Annotated in this window: 16 protein-coding genes; 5 read left to right on the top strand and 11 right to left on the bottom strand. The window is 70.3% G+C overall.

Annotation, left to right across the window (positions count from 1 at the left end; translation table 11 throughout):
• Positions 1 to 58: 58 nt before the first annotated feature.
• The 11 genes from deoC to AB0F70_RS06845 form a co-directional block, all read right to left on the bottom strand.
• Positions 59 to 814 carry a deoxyribose-phosphate aldolase gene (deoC, locus tag AB0F70_RS06795; protein ID WP_357445112.1) on the bottom strand — a complete coding sequence of 252 codons (756 nt, stop codon included), beginning with the start codon at positions 812 to 814 and terminating at the stop codon, positions 59 to 61.
• Positions 811 to 1959: an adenosine deaminase gene (locus tag AB0F70_RS06800; protein ID WP_357445114.1), complete on the bottom strand. Its 1149-nt coding sequence runs from the start codon at positions 1957 to 1959 to the stop codon at positions 811 to 813. Before AB0F70_RS06800 ends, deoC begins: the two co-directional genes overlap by 4 nt.
• Positions 1960 to 2069: 110 nt before the next feature.
• The gene (locus AB0F70_RS06805) at positions 2070 to 2903 is read right to left on the bottom strand and encodes a hypothetical protein (protein WP_357445117.1); all 834 of its coding nucleotides are present in this window, start codon (positions 2901 to 2903) and stop codon (positions 2070 to 2072) included.
• A gap of 210 nt (positions 2904 to 3113) precedes the next feature.
• Positions 3114 to 4493, bottom strand: a complete 1380-nt coding sequence (locus tag AB0F70_RS06810; RefSeq protein ID WP_357445120.1) for a thymidine phosphorylase — start codon at positions 4491 to 4493, stop codon at positions 3114 to 3116.
• Positions 4490 to 4924: a cytidine deaminase gene (locus tag AB0F70_RS06815; RefSeq protein WP_357445123.1), complete on the bottom strand. Its 435-nt coding sequence runs from the start codon at positions 4922 to 4924 to the stop codon at positions 4490 to 4492. The genes AB0F70_RS06810 and AB0F70_RS06815 overlap by 4 nt, the downstream gene beginning before the upstream one ends.
• A gap of 5 nt (positions 4925 to 4929) precedes the next feature.
• Entirely contained in the window at positions 4930 to 6228 is a 1299-nt protein-coding gene (locus AB0F70_RS06820) for an ABC transporter permease (RefSeq protein WP_357445126.1), read from the bottom strand.
• Positions 6225 to 7586: an ABC transporter permease gene (locus AB0F70_RS06825; RefSeq protein ID WP_357445129.1), complete on the bottom strand. Its 1362-nt coding sequence runs from the start codon at positions 7584 to 7586 to the stop codon at positions 6225 to 6227. The genes AB0F70_RS06820 and AB0F70_RS06825 overlap by 4 nt, the downstream gene beginning before the upstream one ends.
• Positions 7583 to 9106 (bottom strand): ABC transporter ATP-binding protein, encoded by a 1524-nt coding sequence (locus AB0F70_RS06830; RefSeq protein ID WP_357445132.1) that lies wholly within the window; start codon positions 9104 to 9106, stop codon positions 7583 to 7585. Before AB0F70_RS06830 ends, AB0F70_RS06825 begins: the two co-directional genes overlap by 4 nt.
• Before the next feature lie 150 nt (positions 9107 to 9256).
• Positions 9257 to 10333, bottom strand: a complete 1077-nt coding sequence (locus AB0F70_RS06835; RefSeq protein WP_357445135.1) for a BMP family ABC transporter substrate-binding protein — start codon at positions 10331 to 10333, stop codon at positions 9257 to 9259.
• Positions 10334 to 10487: 154 nt separating this feature from the next.
• Positions 10488 to 11717 carry an amidohydrolase gene (locus AB0F70_RS06840; RefSeq protein WP_357445375.1) on the bottom strand — a complete coding sequence of 410 codons (1230 nt, stop codon included), beginning with the start codon at positions 11715 to 11717 and terminating at the stop codon, positions 10488 to 10490.
• Between the two features lie 157 nt (positions 11718 to 11874).
• Positions 11875 to 13008, bottom strand: coding sequence for a mannose-1-phosphate guanylyltransferase (locus AB0F70_RS06845; protein ID WP_357445138.1), 1134 nt, complete (start codon positions 13006 to 13008; stop codon positions 11875 to 11877).
• A gap of 268 nt (positions 13009 to 13276) precedes the next feature.
• On the opposite strand from AB0F70_RS06845, the gene sdhC reads away from it, so the two are divergent.
• From sdhC to AB0F70_RS06870, 5 genes are all read left to right on the top strand, one after another.
• Positions 13277 to 13660 carry a succinate dehydrogenase, cytochrome b556 subunit gene (gene sdhC / locus AB0F70_RS06850; RefSeq protein ID WP_253876659.1) on the top strand — a complete coding sequence of 128 codons (384 nt, stop codon included), beginning with the start codon at positions 13277 to 13279 and terminating at the stop codon, positions 13658 to 13660.
• Positions 13660 to 14124, top strand: coding sequence for a succinate dehydrogenase hydrophobic membrane anchor subunit (locus tag AB0F70_RS06855; protein ID WP_357445141.1), 465 nt, complete (start codon positions 13660 to 13662; stop codon positions 14122 to 14124). Before sdhC ends, AB0F70_RS06855 begins: the two co-directional genes overlap by 1 nt.
• 81 nt (positions 14125 to 14205) lie before the next feature.
• Complete coding sequence (sdhA, locus tag AB0F70_RS06860) at positions 14206 to 16038, top strand: succinate dehydrogenase flavoprotein subunit (RefSeq protein WP_357445144.1); 1833 nt, start codon at positions 14206 to 14208, stop codon at positions 16036 to 16038.
• A complete protein-coding gene (locus AB0F70_RS06865; protein WP_357445147.1) occupies positions 16038 to 16796 on the top strand; it encodes a succinate dehydrogenase iron-sulfur subunit in 759 nt (252 codons plus the stop codon). The genes sdhA and AB0F70_RS06865 overlap by 1 nt, the downstream gene beginning before the upstream one ends.
• A gap of 190 nt (positions 16797 to 16986) precedes the next feature.
• Complete coding sequence (locus tag AB0F70_RS06870) at positions 16987 to 17388, top strand: NUDIX domain-containing protein (protein ID WP_357445378.1); 402 nt, start codon at positions 16987 to 16989, stop codon at positions 17386 to 17388.
• Positions 17389 to 17429 lie beyond the last annotated feature (41 nt).

Consider the following 17429-nt stretch of genomic DNA (forward strand, 5'->3'; position numbering starts at 1 on the left):
GTGCTGGATATTCGCCCTCTTCCGGGGCCCGGAGGGGCGAATATCCAGCACTCAACGATCAGTAGGTGTCGGTGGACGGGGTGGGGGGTTCTCCCGCATTCCGATCGAAGCCGTTCAGGACCGACGCCGTGCTCGACAGGCCGAGCCGGGTCGCGCCCGCCTCGATCATCGAGAGTGCAGCGTCGAGGTCCCGGATCCCGCCCGAGGCCTTGACCCCGAGCCGGCCGCCACCCGCCGCACCGACGGTCCGGGCCATGAGCGACACCGCGTGCACCGAGGCGCCACCGGCGGGGTGGAAACCCGTAGACGTCTTCACGAAGTCCGCGCCGGCCGCCTGCGCCGCCTTGCACGCGCCCACTATCTGCTCGTCGGTGAGCGCCGCCGACTCGATGATCACCTTGAGGACGCGGTCGTTCGGCACCGCGGCGCGCACGGCCGCTATGTCAGCCTCCACGGCGTCGAACCGGCCGGTCCGCGCGATCCCGACGTCGATCACCATGTCGATCTCGTCCGCGTCGTCGGACACGGCACGGGCCGCCTCAAACGCTTTCACGTCGCCCATGTGCTTGCCCGACGGGAACCCGCACACGGTCGCGACGGCGAGCCGTCCAGCGGCTACCTCTACCGCGAGGGACACGAACGACGGGGACACACACACCGAGAACACGCCGAGCGCGGCGCCCTCCTCGACGAGCGTGGCGATGTCGGCCGCGGTGGCCTCCGGCTTGAGCAGCGTGTGGTCGACGTACGCGGCGAGCGCCGCCCTGTCATTCGGCACGGCCGGGGTCCGGGGCGCTTCGGGCTGAGCGGTCATACGAGTGCACCTTCAACTTTCTGGATTCCGGGCAGGATTACCTGCTCCACGAGGTCACGCCGCTCGTCGTGGTGCATGAACGCACCCCAGGCGGCGGTGACCGTCACGTCGACGAGGTCGTCGAGCGTCCAGCCCGCCTCGTCGACGAGCAGCTTCATCTCGTGCGTCATCGACGTGCGAGACATCAGGCGATTGTCCGTGTTGAGCGTGACGGCGAAGTCCAGCTCCTTGAGCCGGGTGATCGGATGCTTGGCGATGGACTCGGCGGCGCCGGTCTGCAGGTTCGAGACGGGGCACAGCTCGAGCGGGATCTGGTGGTCGCGCACCCAGTGTGCGAGGCGGCCGAGGTCGGCCGCTCCCCCGTGCCCGTCATCCGTGAGGCCGCTCCCGGCGGGGTCGCCGGGTACGAAGGCGATGTCCTCGATGATCCGGGCTCCGTGGCCCAGCCGGTCGGCGTGCCCGAGGTGCACCGCCTGCCCGATGGAGTCGAGGCCGTCGGCCTCGCCCGCGTGGATGGTCACGGGCATGTCGTGCTCCGCGAGGTAGCGCCAGATGCCGAGGTGGCGCGACGGCGGGAACCCCGCCTCGGGCCCCGCGATGTCGAACCCGGCCACGCCGTGGTCCCGGTACGCGACGGCGAGCTCCGCGATCTCCTGCCAGCGGTCCAGGTGCCGCATGGCCGTGACCAGCTGCCCCACCCGGATGATGTGCCCGTCCGCGGCGGCCATGGCGATGCCGTCGTCGATCCCGGACTGCACGGCCTCGACGGTCTCCGCGAGCGACAGCCCGCCGGCCATGTGCTGCTCCGGCGCCCAGCGCTGCTCCGCGTACACGACGCCGTCCGCGGCGAGGTCGAGCACCGCCTCGCGGGCGACGCGAGCCAGGTTGTCGGCCGTTTGCATGACGGCGATGGTGTGCTCGAAGGTCTCCAGGTACCGGACGAGCGAACCGGAGTCGGCAGATTCGCGGAACCAGTCGGCGAGGGACTCGGCGTCGGCCGCGGGCAGGGTGTGCCCGGCGGCGTCCGCCAGCTCGAGCACGGTCTGCGGTCGCAGGCCTCCGTCGAGGTGGTCGTGCAGGACAACCTTGGGCAGGGCGCGTAACAGCGCCTCACCGGGGCGCGCCCCGGGGTCTTGCATGGTCATGCTGACAACCTACCGTCCGGCACCGACAGCCGGCCGCGTGGCGTCCACGTCGGTGTCCTGGAGCGGATCCAGGCCGGCGTCACGCCAGGAGTCGGGACCAGGGAGTGTGCTCATCGGGCCTCCTCGTCGGGTGCTTCCATCGTCACCCGGGTCTCGTCGCCGTGCCACCGCCCGGCGCGCTCGGGCAGCAGCACCCAGGCGACGTGCGGCCAGCCACCGAGCGCCGCGGTCAGGGCCTTGCGCACGCGCGTAGCCGTCCGGTCGCCGGTCGACTGCGAGACGTCCGCCCTGCCCGACGGCGCAGGGGGCGGGTCGAGCAGCGCGGCGACGGGAACCGTGTGCAGCCCGGCGCCCGACGGCTCGTACAGGACCGCGCTGCCCTCCGAACCCTCCCCGTCGGCGAGCGTGAGCAGCACCACGTGGCGCGGGACCGCGGAGTCCCAGCCGCCCGTGACGTCGCCACCCGTGTACAGCGGCACCGGGACGCCCGCTCGCGCGCTCGCCACCGCCGCCTCCAGCAGGGTCCGCGACCCGGCCACCCGGTGGGTGTAGCGCACGCCGCCGTAGGTGGCGAACCGCGCGGCACCCCACGGCGGTGTGCCGTAGGTGCGCGGCCAGCCCGCGACGACGAGCCCGCGCCGGTTGGTCGCGGACTGGACGGCATGCTGCAGCCGCACGAACCGCTCGGCCGGGTCACCGCTCGCGAGCCGCAGGGCCGACCGCGGGTCGCCTGCCAGCCCGAGCATCGCCAGCACCGCCGACCCGCACGTCCTCTCGTCGACCTGCACCGCCGCGGCGGTGGTCCCGTCGAGCGACGGCAGGTTCAGCCGCCGCGGGAAGCCGACCGTCCCGGTGCCGCGCTCCCGCGCCAGCGGGTCCAGGACGGAACGCCGGGCACGGGAGGTCACCGACTCGAGGCGCTGCTCGACGTCGTCGGGCACCACAGGGCGAGCGAAGCGGCCAGGCGGCGGCGGGGCCGGCACTGGCCCCGCGAATGCACGCACAGCGCCGAGCATGGACGAAAGGTGCAATGTCGACGGCACATCCACAGGCTAAACGGGGCCGGAGCGACTCGCCGGTTCGCCACGCTGGGCCGCGCGGGCGATCCGGCGCACTCCAGAAGCGCAGGTCAGCCCGCGGAACGGGCCTGCCAGTCAGACGATCCGGTCCAGGACCACCGACTCGTCGGACGCCAGTGCGGCCCCGACCAGTGCCCCTGCGCCCACGTCCACCATCGACAGCGCGCTCGCCGCGCCGGCCAGCGCGCCGCCGAGACCCGCACCCTCGGGCTCCACGGTCCAGCCGCCCTGGAGCGCCTCGCGCGCCCGGGCGAACCGCTCGGGTGTGTCGGTGTGCAGGGTGAACAGCGGCTGGCCAGCGGCCACTGTCTCCCCCGGCTTCACGTGGATCTCGATGCCCGCTGCGGCCTGGACGGCGTCCTCCTTGCGCACCCTGCCCGCACCCAGCCGGTGCACGGCCACCCCGACGGCGTACGCGTCGAGCGAGGTCAGCACCCCGGACTCGGGCGCGACGACGGTCTCGGACTCCTTCGCGACCGGCAGCGGCGCATCGACGTCGCCGCCCTGCGCCGCGATCATGGCCCGCCACTTGTCCATGGCCCGGCCGTCGGCCAGGGCCTCGCGCACGTCCGCCTCCGAGGCGGGGCGGTCGGCCGCGGCGAGCATCTCGACGGCGAGCGCCACGGTGAGGTCGACGACGTCGGACGGCCCGCCGCCCGCGAGGACCTCCAGGGACTCGCGAACCTCCAGGGCGTTGCCCGCAGTCCGCCCCAGCGGCACCGACATGTCGGTGACCAGGGCCACGGTGCGCACCCCGGCGTCGGTCCCGAGGTCGACCATGGTGCGGGCGAGCTCGCGCGCACTCTCCAGGGTCTTCATGAACGCGCCGGAGCCGACCTTCACGTCGAGCACGAGGGCACCCGTCCCCTCGGCGATCTTCTTCGACATGATCGAGCTCGCGATGAGCGGGATCGCCTCGACCGTGCCGGTGACGTCACGCAGCGCGTACAGCTTGCGGTCGGCGGGAGCGAGGCCCGCCCCGGCGGCGCAGATGACGGCGCCGACGGACTCGAGCTGCGCCATCATCTCGTCGTTCGACAGGGACGCGCGCCAGCCGGGGATGGACTCCAGCTTGTCGAGCGTGCCGCCCGTGTGACCCAGGCCGCGGCCCGAGAGCTGCGGTACCGCCACGTCGAACGCCGCGACGAGCGGCGCCAGCGGCAGCGTGATCTTGTCGCCCACGCCGCCGGTGGAGTGCTTGTCCGCCGTCGGCCGGGAGAGGTCGGCGAACGACATGCGCTCGCCGGACGCGATCATCGCGTTGGTCCACCGGGAGATCTCCGCGCGGGACATGCCGTTCAGCAGGATCGCCATGGTCATCGCGGACATCTGCTCGTCGGCCACCACACCACGGGTGTAGGCGTCGACGAGCCAGTCGATCTGCGCGTCGGAGAGGGGCTCGGCGTTGTCGCGCTTCGTCCGGATGATGTCGACTGCGTCGAACTGCTCGGTCATCGGCTTGCCTCTCGCACATGGTTCAGGTCGCCCGGCCCGAAGGCCTGGGGCAGTACTTCGGTCATCGGCATCACGCCCTGCGGGGTGTCGACGAGCAGCTCCGGCCCGCCGTGCTCCCAGAGGATCTGCCGGCACCGGCCGCACGGCATGATCGTCTCGCCGAGCGCGTTCACGCACGTGAACGCGGCGAACCGGCCGCCGCCCGACATCACCAGGGCGCTGACCAGCGAACACTCGGCGCAGAGCGTCACACCGTACGCGGCGTTCTCGACGTTGGCGCCGACGAGCAGGCGGCCGTCATCGGCGAAGGCCGCCGCGCCGACCGGGAAGCCCGAGTACGGCGCGTACGCCTTGTCCACCGCTTCCCGGGCGGCGGCCCGCAGGCCTGCCCAGTCCACCGCACCTGCCGGATCCACAGAGCTCACGTCCACCTCACTCAACCCTTGATGTACGGCTCGCCCGACGCGGCCGGGGGACGGGACCGCCCCACCAGGCCCGCGACGGCGAGCAGCGTGACCACGTACGGGATCATGAGCATGAACTGGCTGGGCACGGGCGAGCCCACCACGGACAGCACGTTCTGCAGGTTCGACGCGAAGCCGAACAGCAGACCCGCGAACGCGGCACGCACCGGGTCCCACTTGCCGAAGATGACGGCGGCCAGCGCGATGTAGCCGGCGCCAGAGGTCATGTTCTCGCCGAACTGGCTGAGCTGCACCGTCGTGTAGAACGCGCCGCCCAGGCCCGCCACGGCACCCGCGACGAGCACCGCGTTGTACCGGGTGCGCACCACGTTGATACCCACCGTGTCTGCGGCCTTCGGGTGCTCGCCCACAGCGCGCAGCCGCAGGCCCCAGCGGGTCCGGTTCAGCGCGTACCAGACGGCGGGCACGGCGAGGAACATCAGGTAGATCAGCAGCGGCTGGCGGAACAGCACCGGACCGAGCACCGGGATGTCCGAGAGGATCGGGATCGGGATGGACGTGAAGCGCGTGGTCGAGTTCAGCTGTTCCGCTGCGGGGACGAGCACCTGCGAGTACAGGAAGCTCGTCAGACCGACGACCAGCACGTTCAGCACCACACCGACGATCACCTGGTTCACGTGGTACGTGATCGCGAACAGGCCGAGGACCAGCGCCACGAGGGCGCCCGCTGCCACCGCAGCGATCAGGCCGGCCACTGCGCTTCCGGTGATCGAGGAGACGACCGCCGCGGTGAACGCCGCACCCAGCAGCTGCGCCTCGATGGCGATGTTGACCACGCCCGCGCGCTCGCCGATCACGCCGCCCAGGGCGCCGTACACGAACGGGACGGACCACAGCACGGCGCCGCCGAGCAGGCCGACGATCGACAGGTCGCGGGGGCTGCCCGCGCCGGCCCAGGCCAGGAAGCCCGTCAGCCCGGCCAGGGCGAACACGATCACTACCCAGAGCGGCGTCCTGGTCCCGCGTGCGGTGAGCACGGCGGCGGCCGCGGTCGCCGCGAGCAGCACGGCGCCGCACACCCAGGCGAGCGGCGCCGACGGCAGCACGATCACCGGGATCTGGAAGAAGTCGCTGCGCTGCGAGAGCAGGAACCGCGTGTCGCCGGAATGCGGTACGGCCAGGAGCAGCAGCGCATACAGCGCGGTCACGGCCAGCAGCACGCCCGCCGTCTTCCATGACACGACGGTCACGGTGCGGGTCGTCTCCGAGAGGGGTGCGTCCAGCTGGGTGGTCTTGTGGTCGGCACTCACGCTGCCGCCTCCTTCCGGTTCCGGGTCGCCTTCGTCTTCTTCGCTGCCCGACGCCGGTTCGGGTCCGGCAGCCGGAAGATCGCCCTGACCAGCGGCGGCGCCGCGATGAACAGCACGATGAGGGACTGCACGACGAGCACTATGTCGCTCGGGACGCCCTCGGCGGCCTGCATGGTGGTGCCGCCGGCCTTGAACGCGCCGAACAGGATTCCCGCCGCGAGCACGCCCCACGGGCTGGACCCGCCGAGCAGGGCGACGGTGATCGCGTCGAACCCGATGCCCGCGTCGATGTCCGAGCCGAAGCCGGTGGTGACGCCACCCAGCACCTGAGAGGCGCCGGCCAGGCCGACGAGCCCGCCGGCCACGAGCATCGAGCTCACGGTGGCTCGGCCGGTATCGATGCCCGCCACGCGCGCGGCACGCGGGTTCTCCCCCACCGCGCGGAACACGAACCCTGTGGACGACCGGTTCAGCAGCCACCACACGCCGACCACCGCGAGCAGGGCCAGCACGAAGCCCCAGGTCAGGTTGAACTGGTCACCGAGGAGCCGCGGCAGCTGTGCCGACTCCGGCGTCGGCGGCGTCTTCGGGTTGGCCGACCCGGGCGCCTGCAGCAGGCCGGGCGTCGCGAGGAAGTAGGAGATCAGGTAGAACGCCACGTAGTTGAGCATGATCGTGACGATCACCTCGTGGGCTCCGGTGCGGGCCTTGAGCAGACCCGCCAGCCCGGCCCACAGCGCACCCGCCGCGATACCGGCCACGAGGGCCATGAGCAGGTGCAGCGGGAACGGCACGCCGCTGACGCCGAAGCCGACCCAGCCGGCCGCCGCTGCGGCGACGAGCATCTGTCCCTGGCCGCCGATGTTGAACAGCCCGGCACGGAACGCGAGCGCCACACCGAGGCCCGCCGCGATGAGCGGGGTCGCGTAGCTGAGCGTCTCCGTGAGGGGCCGGATCGCGGTGACGAAGTCCGGTGCCTGGAGGTTGACCACCGAGCCGCGGAACAGCGCGGAGTACGCGCCGCCGATCGCCTGACCGAGCGCGACGACGGTGTCGCCCGGCCTGGCGAAGAAGTACGTCGAGGCCTCCTTCACGCCCTCGTTGGTGAAGGCGATCATGATCGAGCCCGCTATGACGGCGAGCAGGACGGCGCCGGCGGACACGGTCAAGGGGCTCGTCATCGTCTGCTGCAACGCCTTGGCCAGGCGGCTCTCCGTGTCGACGGCGCCGTCGACGGCCGGTCCGGCCTCGCGTGCTCGTTCCTGCTCCAGCTCCTCGGCAGTGCCGGGGTCCAGGCCGGGCTCCTGCTCGGGGTTCGGCCCCGAGCTGGATCCGCTGTTCGAACTAGGCGCGTTCACGCGACCTCTCCCTTCGCGTCCTCCGGGGAGATCCCCGCCATCATCAGGCCCAGCACGTCACGCGGGGTGTCCGCGGGTACTACGCCGACCACCGTGCCGCGGTACATCACCATGATGCGGTCGGCCAGGGCCAGCGCCTCGTCCAGCTCGGTGGACACCACGACCACCGGCACGCCGGAGTCGCGCGTGGCGATGATCCGCTTGTGGATGAACTCGATGGAGCCCACGTCCACGCCGCGCGTCGGCTGCGCCGCGACGAACAGGCGCAGATCGCGCGACAGCTCGCGCGCGAGCACCACCTTCTGCTGGTTGCCGCCCGACAGGCGCCCCACTGGCGTGGTGATGCCCTGCGTACGGACGTCGAACTCGGCGACCTTCTCCTCGGCGAACTTGTCCCGGAACCCGAGCTGGAGCGCGCCGCCCTTGACGAACGGCCGGCCGTCGGAGCGGTCGAGCATGAGGTTCTCGGCGATGGTGAACTCGCCGATCAGGCCGTCGTGCGTGCGGTCCTCGGGGACGAAGCCCACGCCGGCGTCGAGGATGTGGCGCACGGACCGGCCCACGAGCTCCTTGCCGTCGAGCGTGATGCTCCCCGACACGTCGCTCTCCAGCCCCAGCAGGGCCTCGGTGAGCTCGGTCTGCCCGTTGCCCTGCACGCCCGCGATGGCGAGCACCTCGCCGCCGCGCACCTCGAAGCTGACGTTGTCGACCACCACGGCGCCCGACTCGCTGGTGACCACCAGGTCGGTGACCTTCAGCCCGTTGTCGTGCAGGGTGGGCGCCTCCTTCCGCACCGTGAGCTCCACGGAGCGGCCCACCATCAGGGAGGCGAGCTCGCTGTCCGACGCCGTCGGGCTGGCCTCGCCCACCACCTTGCCGTGGCGGATCACGGTGATGCGGTCCGCGACGGCGCGCACCTCGCGCAGCTTGTGCGTGATGAACACGATCGCGGAGCCGGCGTCGCGCAGCTGGCGCATGATCGCCATCAGCTCGTCGGTCTCCTGCGGCGTGAGCACCGCCGTCGGCTCGTCGAAGACCAGCACGTCGGCGTTCCTGGAGAGCGCCTTGATGATCTCGACGCGCTGCTGGACACCCACGGGGAGGTCCTCGACCAACGCGTCGGGATCCACGTCGAAGCCGAACCGGGCGGAGATCTCCTTCACCTGCGCGCGGGCCGCCTCCAGGTCGAGGCGCCCGCCACCGCGGGTCTGCTCGTGGCCGAGCATCACGTTCTCGGCGACGGTGAAGACCGGCACGAGCATGAAGTGCTGGTGCACCATGCCGATGCCCGCGCCCATCGCGTCGCCGGGGCCGGAGAAGCGCTGGACGACGTCGTCCAGCAGGATCTCGCCCTCGTCCGCCTCGTACAGGCCGTAGAGCACGTTCATCAGGGTGGACTTGCCCGCCCCGTTCTCGCCCAGGAGCGAGTGGATCTCGCCTGGCTGAACCACCAGGTCGATGGCGTCGTTCGCGACGAGCGCGCCGAAGCGCTTGGTGATGCCGCGCAGCTCGAGCCGCATAGGAATCCTTCCCGAAAGGGGTCCGGTCCTGCTCATGACAGGTCCCGGGGCGCGCGGCGCGTGCCGTGCCCCCCGGGACCATCTTGCGTCAACTCTCCGACAACTACCGAAACGGCTACCGAGATGCCTACCGATCAGCCGTCACAGGCGTCACTCGCCGAGGTAGGACTTCACCTCGACGTCGCCCGCGATGATGGACTCCTTGAGAGTCTGCACCTCTTCCCAGAGTGCCGGGTCCACCTTGTCCTCGAAGTTGTGCAGGGGCGCGAGGTCCACGCCGCCGTTCTCGAGGGTGCCCACGTACGGCGCCGGGTCGAACTCGTCGTTGCCCGAGGCGATGACCGCCTCCTCCGTCGAGACGTCCATCCCCTTCAGGATGGAGGTGAGCACGATGTCCTGCGTGGTCGGGTCCGTCTCGTAGAAGTCGGCGTCCACACCGATCAGGGCGACGTCCTCGCCCGAGTCGACGATGGCGTCCACCGCGGGCTGGTAGATCGGGCCACCGACGGGCAGGATCACGTCGACACCCTGGTCCAGGATGTTCTGGGCGGTGGTCTTCGCCGCCGGGTCGGCCGCGAAGCCGCCAGTGAACGAGCCCTTCTTGCCGTCCCAGCCGACCAGCTCGACGTCAGCGTCCTTGGTCTCGTTGTAGTAGTCGACGCCCTGCTTGAAGCCGTCCATGAAGATCGTGACGGTCGGGAAGTCCATGCCGCCGAACGTGCCGACCTTGCCGGCCTTCGAGTAGCCCGCGGCGAGGTAGCCGGCGAGGAACGCGCCCTCCGCCGTGTTGTACAGCAGCGGCTTGATGTTCTCGGCGTCAGCCTTGCCGTCGATGTCGGCGTCGGCCGCGTCGTCGATGATGATGTAGTCGATGTCGGGGTTGGCCTTCGCCGACGCGATGGTGGTCGCGGAGAGGTTGAAGCCCACCGTGACGATCGCGTTGCAGCCCTCGGAGACCAGCGTCTGGACGTTGCCCTCGTACTCGGACGCCGAGGTCGACTGCACGTCGACCAGCTTGGTGCCGAGCTCGTCGGCCGCAGCCGTGGCGCCCTCGTAGCCGAGCTGGTTGAAGCTCTTGTCGTCGAAGCCACCCTCGTCCGACACGATGCAGGGCTTGAAGTCGCTGGTGGCCTCGCCACCGGTGGTCTCCTCAGGGGCGGCGCCACATGCCGAGAGCGCGAGCGCCGCTGCTCCCGCAAGGGCCGTAAGCCGAACAGCCTTCTTCACTGGTGCTCCTTCGATGGTCCAGACGGGCCTGATCCAAACAGGTCTGGGGCCCTATACCGCACCGAGGGTAGCCAGCGCATCCCGCATTTCGCGTTTCGAGACGGTAACCGGAGTAAGTCGTTACCGAAGCGTCATCGACAGGAACATCCAGCGGTCAGCTCGCCGCAAACTGGGCAAGGGCCCGCACGCCGACGCCGATGGCGCGCTCGTCCACCACCAGGTCGCCCTGGTGCAGGTCGTAGGTGCGGCCGCCGGGGGTCCGCACGCCGAGGCGGGCCATGGTGCCGGGCACCTTGCGCAGGAACCAGGCGAAGTCCTCGCCACCCATCGACTGCTCGGTCAGCTGCACCGCGTTCGGACCGACTGCCTCACGGACCGCGTTCTCGAGGTCGCCCGTCGCCTCGGTCTGGTTCTCGACCGGCGGCACGCCGTGCGTCACGGTCACCGCGACGCTGACCTGGTAGGGAGCCACTATCTGCTCCACCGCCTCGCGCACCAGCTCGCCCGCCTTCTCCCAGGCGCGCACGTCGAGGCACCGCAGCGTGCCCTTGACGATGCCGGTGGACGGGATCGCGTTGGGCGTCGAGCCCGCCTGCACGGCACCCCAGGTCAGGTTGACGCCGGAGCGCGGGTCGAGCCGGCGGCCGAGCACGCCCGGCGTCTGCGTGATGACCTGGCCGAGCGCGAACACGACATCGCCCGTGAGGTGCGGGCGCGAGGTGTGGCCGCCGGGCGACGAGATGGTCACCATCACGGAGTCGCTGGCCGAGGTGATCGGGCCGATCCGGGTGCCCACGTGCCCGACGTCGAACTTCGGGTCGCAGTGCAGCGCCGCCATCCGGTCCACGCCGTCCAGCTCTGAGGTGCGGTTGATGATGTCCTCGGCGCCGCCGGGGAAGACCTCTTCGGCGGGCTGGAAGAAGAGCCGGACGCCGCGTCGCAGCCGCCCCTCCTCCGCAAGGCGGGCGAGCACGAGGCCCGCACCGAGCACGACGGTGGTGTGCACGTCGTGCCCGCAGGCGTGCGCGACCCCCGGCTCGGTCGAGGCGAACTCCACCCCGCTGGTCTCCTGCAGCGGGAGTGCGTCGAGGTCGGCGCGCAGGCCGACCCGACCCTCGCCGTCGGGCCCGTGGTCAGGGCCGATGTCGCAGGCCAGGCCGGAGCCGATCGGCAGCAGGCGCGGCTCCAGGCCCGCCGCGCGCAGGCGCTCGGCGACGACCTGGGTGGTGCGGGTCTCCTTGCGGGACAGCTCCGGGTGCGCGTGCACGTCGCGGCGGAACGCGATCAGCTCGGACTCCAGGCCGTCGGTCAGCTCGCCCACGCGAGCCGCCAGGGCGGCGACGACGGCCGTCGCGTTCCCCGCGGGCACGTCACCCACCGGCATCTGATCGCCCGAAACGATCTGATCGAAGTCGGCGAGACTGACGGGCTGGGTCGGGTTCACCTGACCCACGGTAGCGCTGTCCGCCCCGCGAGACACGGCCTGGGCGCATCCGTCCCACCATGCGGACATCGCTGAGATCAGCGGCCCGTCGCCAGGCTCAGAGCAGGTCCTCGCGGCCGCGGGCGCGCACCGCCGCCACCACCTCTTTCACCTGCTGGGCGCGCGCCCGAGTGGTGACGAGCAGCGCGTCGGGCGTGTCGACGACGACCACGTCGTCCAGCCCCAGCACCGTCACCAGGCGGCCCGACGCCGGGACCACCACGGAGCCGGCACTGTCGATGCGCAGCACGTCGGCCGGGTCACCGAGCACCTTGGCGCCACTGTCGTCGTCGGACGGGAGGAGGACGGCGAGCGAGTTGTAGTCCCCGACGTCGTCCCAGCCGAACGTCCCCGGCACGACGGCGACGCCGCCCGCCTCCGCGACGGGCTCGGCCACCGCGTGGTCGATCGCGATCTTCTCCAGTCCCGGCCACACGTCCGCGAGCACCGCGGCGCGGCGCGGGGTGTCCCACGCGTCCGCGACGAGGCGCAGGGAGTCGTGCAGCTCCGGACGCTGCTCGGCGAGGTGCCCGAGGAGCACCGACGTACGCGAGACGAACATGCCCGCGTTCCACCGGTACTCGCCCGAGGCGAGGTACCGCCGCGCCGTGGCCGCGTCGGGCTTCTCCGTGAAGCCGCGCACGTGGAGCGTGTGCGGGGCGCCCTCGATCCCGAGCGGCTCGCCCGAGCGCACGTAGCCGAAGGCCACCGACGGCCGGGAGGCGGCGATCCCGACGGTCGTCACGTAGCCGGCGCGCGCAGCGGCCACCGCCTCCCGGATCGCGAGCTGGAACGCGCGCGTGCCGTGGATGACGTGGTCCGCGGCGAACGAGCCGATGACCACGTCGCCGTGCCGCTTCTCCAGCACCGCCGCGGCCAGGCCGATCGCCGCCATCGACTCGCGCGGGGACGGTTCGGCGAGCACGGCGTCGTCGGACAGGCCGGGCAGCTGCGCGCGGCAGGCCGCGACGTGCTGCTCGCCGGTGACCAGGACGATCCCGTCCGGCCCGACCAGCGGCCGCAGCCGGTGCTCGGTCGCCTGGAGCAGCGACATGCCGGAGCCGACCAGGTCGTGCAGGAACTTGGGCTCCCCGCCCCGCGACAGGGGCCAGAGCCGGGTACCTGACCCACCGGCCGGTACCACTGCGAAAAAGTCGTCGATCGGGGACGATAGGTCGGCGGCCGAAGTCATGCCCCGCAGGATGCCAGTAGGACGGCGCTTCCGCAGCGATAACCCGCCGAGACAGGCGAGCTACCGGTCGGGCGGCGGAGCTGGATCCGGTAGCAACGCACGGGCTACCTGACGGGTGCCGGAAGCGACGGCATCTCCCCTGTGGGATCAGTCACAAATGCCGCGTCTTGATGCCTGTGAGGGCTGCCGGGCGGCGATCGAGGCGACCAGTTGTCATTACAGTGGGGACCAGCCACCCCCAGCCGGACAGCCATAGGAGGCTCCCGAAGTGCCCACCGCACCAGCAGGCACGTTGTACCGCGGCCGTGAAGGCATGTGGTCATGGGTCGCGCACCGCGTGACCGGCGTGCTGATCTTCTTCTTCTTGCTCGTGCACGTGCTCGACACTGCGCTGGTGCGCGTGTCCCCCGAGGCGTACAACGCCGCGATCGGCACGTACCAGACCCCGATCATGGGGCTGGGCGAGGCAGGACTCGTGGCCGCGATCGTCTTCCACGCCTTCAACGGCATCCGCATCCTCCTGGTGGACTTCTGGGCCAAGGGCCCGAAGTACCAGAAGACGATGCTCTGGGTGGTCGTCGGTCTCTTCGTCGTGACGATGGCGGGCTTCCTGCCGCGGCACCTCATCAACGTCTTCACCGGGGGTCACTGATGGCACACGGAACCGCAGCGGTGGCGAAGCTCGACTCCCCGCGCTCCCCCTACGCGCGGCGCAAGACGACGCGCGGCAACTACGAGCTGTACTCCTGGGTCTTCATGCGGGCCTCCGGCGTCGTGCTGCTCGTCCTGATCTTCGGCCACCTGTTCGTGAACCTGATGGTCGGCGAGGGCGTGCACGCCATCGACTTCGCCTTCGTGGGCGGCAAGTGGTCGAACCCGATGTGGCAGGTCTGGGACCTCCTCATGCTGTGGCTCGCCATGATCCACGGCACGAACGGCGTGCGCACGATCATCAACGACTACGCCACCCGGGATCTGACGCGCGGCATCCTCAAGGGGCTGCTCCTCCTGGCGTTCACCGTCGTGGTCGTGCTCGGCACCCTGGTGATCTTCACGTTCGACGCGTGCCCGGCCGACGCTCCCGCGGAGCTGCTGGCCTCCTTCTGCACGGCATAGCACGGCCCCAGCACGACGCAACACCGGCAAGTCCCCCCAGCCCCACCCTCCGAAACTCTTCAGCAGGAGGCATCGAGCCCGATGCAGACCCATCAGTACGACGTAGTCATCGTCGGCGCCGGCGGCGCAGGCATGCGCGCCGCCCTCGAGTCGTCGAAGGAGGCCCGCACAGCGGTGATCTCCAAGCTGTACCCCACTCGCTCCCACACCGGTGCCGCCCAGGGCGGTATGGCGGCAGCCCTCGCGAACGTCGAGGACGACAACTGGGAGTGGCACACGTTCGACACCGTCAAGGGCGGTGACTACCTCGTCGACCAGGACGCGGCCGAGATCCTCGCCAAGGAGGCGATCGAGTCGGTCCTCGACCTGGAGCGGATGGGCCTCCCGTTCAACCGCACCCCCGAGGGCAAGATCGACCAGCGCCGCTTCGGCGGGCACACCCGCGACCACGGCCAGTCCGCCGTGCGCCGCGCGTGCTACGCGGCCGACCGCACCGGCCACATGATCCTCCAGACGCTCTACCAGAACTGCGTCAAGCAGGAGGTGGAGTTCTTCAACGAGTTCTACGTGCTGGACCTCATCACCGACCACGACCTCACCACCGAGGAGATCGCGGACGGCGAGGAGGTCAACGCGACCGGCGTCGTCGCCTACGACCTCGCCACCGGCGAGATCCACGTGTTCCAGGCCAAGTCGATCATCTTCGCCACCGGCGGTGCCGGGAAGATCTTCAAGACCACCTCGAACGCGCACACCCTGACCGGTGACGGCATGGCCCTGGCCTACCGCCGCGGCCTGCCGCTGGAGGACATGGAGTTCTTCCAGTTCCACCCCACAGGCCTCGCGGGGCTGGGCATCCTCCTGTCGGAGGCCGCCCGCGGCGAGGGCGGCATCCTGCGCAACTCCGAGGGTGAGCGCTTCATGGAGCGCTACGCCCCCACCATCAAGGACCTCGCGCCGCGCGACATCGTCGCCCGGTCCATGGCGAACGAGGTCCGCGAGGGCCGGGGCGCCGGGCCGAACAAGGACTACGTGCTGCTCGACCTGACGCACCTGGAGCCGGCGCACATCGATGCCAAGCTCCCGGACATCACCGAGTTCGCGCGGACCTACCTCGGTATCGAGCCCTACACCGAGCCGGTCCCCGTCTACCCGACGGCGCACTACGCCATGGGCGGCGTGCCGACCAACATCAAGGGCGAGGTCCTCCGCGACGGCGTCAACGTCGTCAAGGGCCTCTACGCCGCCGGTGAGGTCGCCTGCGTGTCCGTGCACGGCTCGAACCGGCTCGGCACCAACTCGCTGCTCGACATCAACGTGTTCGGCAAGCGCTCCGGGCGGGCGGCCGCCGAGTACGCGAAGACGGCGTCGTTCCACGAGCTTCCCGAGGACCCGACGGTCCGCGTGGTCGCGCAGCTCGACGAGATGCGCAACCGGCCCGACGGCGAGCGTGTGGCGGACATCCGCAAGGCGCTGCAGGAGAGCATGGACCTCAACGCCCAGGTGTTCCGTACCGGCGAGTCGCTGAACGACGCCCTTGCCGACATCCGCGAGCTGCAGAAGCGGTACCGCAACGCTTCGGTGCAGGACAAGGGCAAGCTGTTCAACACGGACCTCCTCGAGGCCATCGAGCTGGGCTTCCTGCTCGACATCGCCGAGGTCACTGTGGTCGCGGCCATCAACCGCAAGGAGTCGCGCGGCGGTCACTACCGCGAGGACTACCCGAACCGCGACGACGCGCACTACATGCTGCACACGATGGCCTACCGCCGCCCGCCCGAGGCGTCGAACCAGGCCGAGGGCCACGTCGAGGGCTACTTCGACCACGTCGAGGAGTTCGACGGCTACAAGGTCGTCCTGGGCTCGAAGCCCGTCATCCAGACCCGGTACGAGCCGATGGAGCGAAAGTACTGATGACTGCCACTCTCGAAGCCGCCGCACCGTCACCCGCGGGCGAGATTCCCTCGTTCACGGTCACGATGCGGATCCGGCGGTTCAACCCCGAGGTGTCCGACGAGCCGACGTGGGAGGACTTCACGGTCGAGGCCCACGGCACCGACCGCGTGCTCGACGCCCTGCACAAGATCAAGTGGGACATGGACGGCTCGCTCACGTTCCGCCGGTCCTGTGCGCACGGGGTCTGCGGCTCGGACGCGATGCGGATCAACGGCCGCAACCGGCTGGCCTGCAAGACGCTCCTCAAGGACGTCAACCCCGACAAGCCGATCCTGGTCGAGCCCATCAAGGGCCTGCCGGTCGTGAAGGACCTCGTCGTCGACATGGAGCCGTTCTTCGCCTCCTACCGCGAGATCATGCCGTTCCTCATCACCAAGGGGAACGAGCCGTCCAAGGAGCGCTACCAGTCCCCCGAGGACCGCGCCCGGTTCGACGACACCACCAAGTGCATCCTGTGCGCCGCGTGCACGTCGTCCTGCCCGGTGTTCTGGACGGACGGGCAGTACTTCGGGCCGGCCGCGATCGTGAACGCGCACCGGTTCATCTTCGACAGCCGTGACGAGGGTGGGTCGCAACGGCTGGAGATCCTCAACGACAAGGAGGGGGTGTGGCGGTGCCGCACCACCTTCAACTGCACCGAGGCCTGCCCTCGTGGGATTGAGGTCACGAAGGCTATCCAGGAGGTCAAGCGCGCAATGATCACTCGCGCGTTCTGAGTTCTCTCGCTTGCTTCCGCCAAGACGCGCGGCTGACTTCGGTCGGTTGCTCTGCGCAGGCGGCTGACTTCAACTAGCCGTTGGCGGACGTCGTCACACAGTGGTGCCCACCGTCGCCCGCCCACTTGTACGCTCGCTGCGATCGAACGGTAGTCACGCGAGAGGATGATCTGTGTCCCTGTCTCCGCCCATGTTCCCTATTTCAGTCAAGGGTGTCGTCGTGGACACGGCCGAACGAGTACTCCTCCTGAAGAACGAGCGTGACGATTGGGAACTGCCGGGTGGGCGTATCGAGATCGGCGAGACACCCGAGGAATGCGTGGCTCGTGAGATCAGGGAGGAGACGCAGTGGAAGGTGCGGACCGGCCCGATCCTCGATACCTGGATGTACTACATCGATGTGGCTCAGAAGCACGTCTTCATCGCGACCTACGGTTGCTATCCGGAAGCTGACGTCGAGCCCGTGCTGTCGCACGAGCACAAGGAAGTCGGGTTGTTCACCGCCGCTGAGGTCGCCCGGCTGACCATGCCTGAGGGCTACCGTCGATCCATCGCCACCTGGCTCGAGCTGACGGCCCGCGACGTGCGATGACCGGCTAGGTCAGCCCTCCGCCGGCATCCACGCGTTGCATC

The organism is Promicromonospora sp. NPDC023805 (assembly GCF_040639635.1).
GTDB lineage: Bacteria > Actinomycetota > Actinomycetes > Actinomycetales > Cellulomonadaceae > Promicromonospora.

What these genes read in the sequence shown, in the direction of transcription:
- sdhA (WP_357445144.1), top strand. Translation starts at nt 14,206, where the DNA reads ATGCAGACCCATCAGTACGACGTAGTCATCGTCGGCGCCGGCGGCGCA.
- AB0F70_RS06840 (WP_357445375.1), bottom strand. Translation starts at nt 11,717, where the DNA reads ATGCCGGTGGGTGACGTGCCCGCGGGGAACGCGACGGCCGTCGTCGCC.
- AB0F70_RS06800 (WP_357445114.1), bottom strand. Translation starts at nt 1,959, where the DNA reads ATGACCATGCAAGACCCCGGGGCGCGCCCCGGTGAGGCGCTGTTACGC.
- AB0F70_RS06810 (WP_357445120.1), bottom strand. Translation starts at nt 4,493, where the DNA reads ATGACCGAGCAGTTCGACGCAGTCGACATCATCCGGACGAAGCGCGAC.
- AB0F70_RS06845 (WP_357445138.1), bottom strand. Translation starts at nt 13,008, where the DNA reads ATGACTTCGGCCGCCGACCTATCGTCCCCGATCGACGACTTTTTCGCA.
- AB0F70_RS06855 (WP_357445141.1), top strand. Translation starts at nt 13,660, where the DNA reads ATGGCACACGGAACCGCAGCGGTGGCGAAGCTCGACTCCCCGCGCTCC.
- AB0F70_RS06870 (WP_357445378.1), top strand. Translation starts at nt 16,987, where the DNA reads ATGTTCCCTATTTCAGTCAAGGGTGTCGTCGTGGACACGGCCGAACGA.
- AB0F70_RS06865 (WP_357445147.1), top strand. Translation starts at nt 16,038, where the DNA reads ATGACTGCCACTCTCGAAGCCGCCGCACCGTCACCCGCGGGCGAGATT.
- AB0F70_RS06830 (WP_357445132.1), bottom strand. Translation starts at nt 9,106, where the DNA reads ATGCGGCTCGAGCTGCGCGGCATCACCAAGCGCTTCGGCGCGCTCGTC.
- deoC (WP_357445112.1), bottom strand. Translation starts at nt 814, where the DNA reads ATGACCGCTCAGCCCGAAGCGCCCCGGACCCCGGCCGTGCCGAATGAC.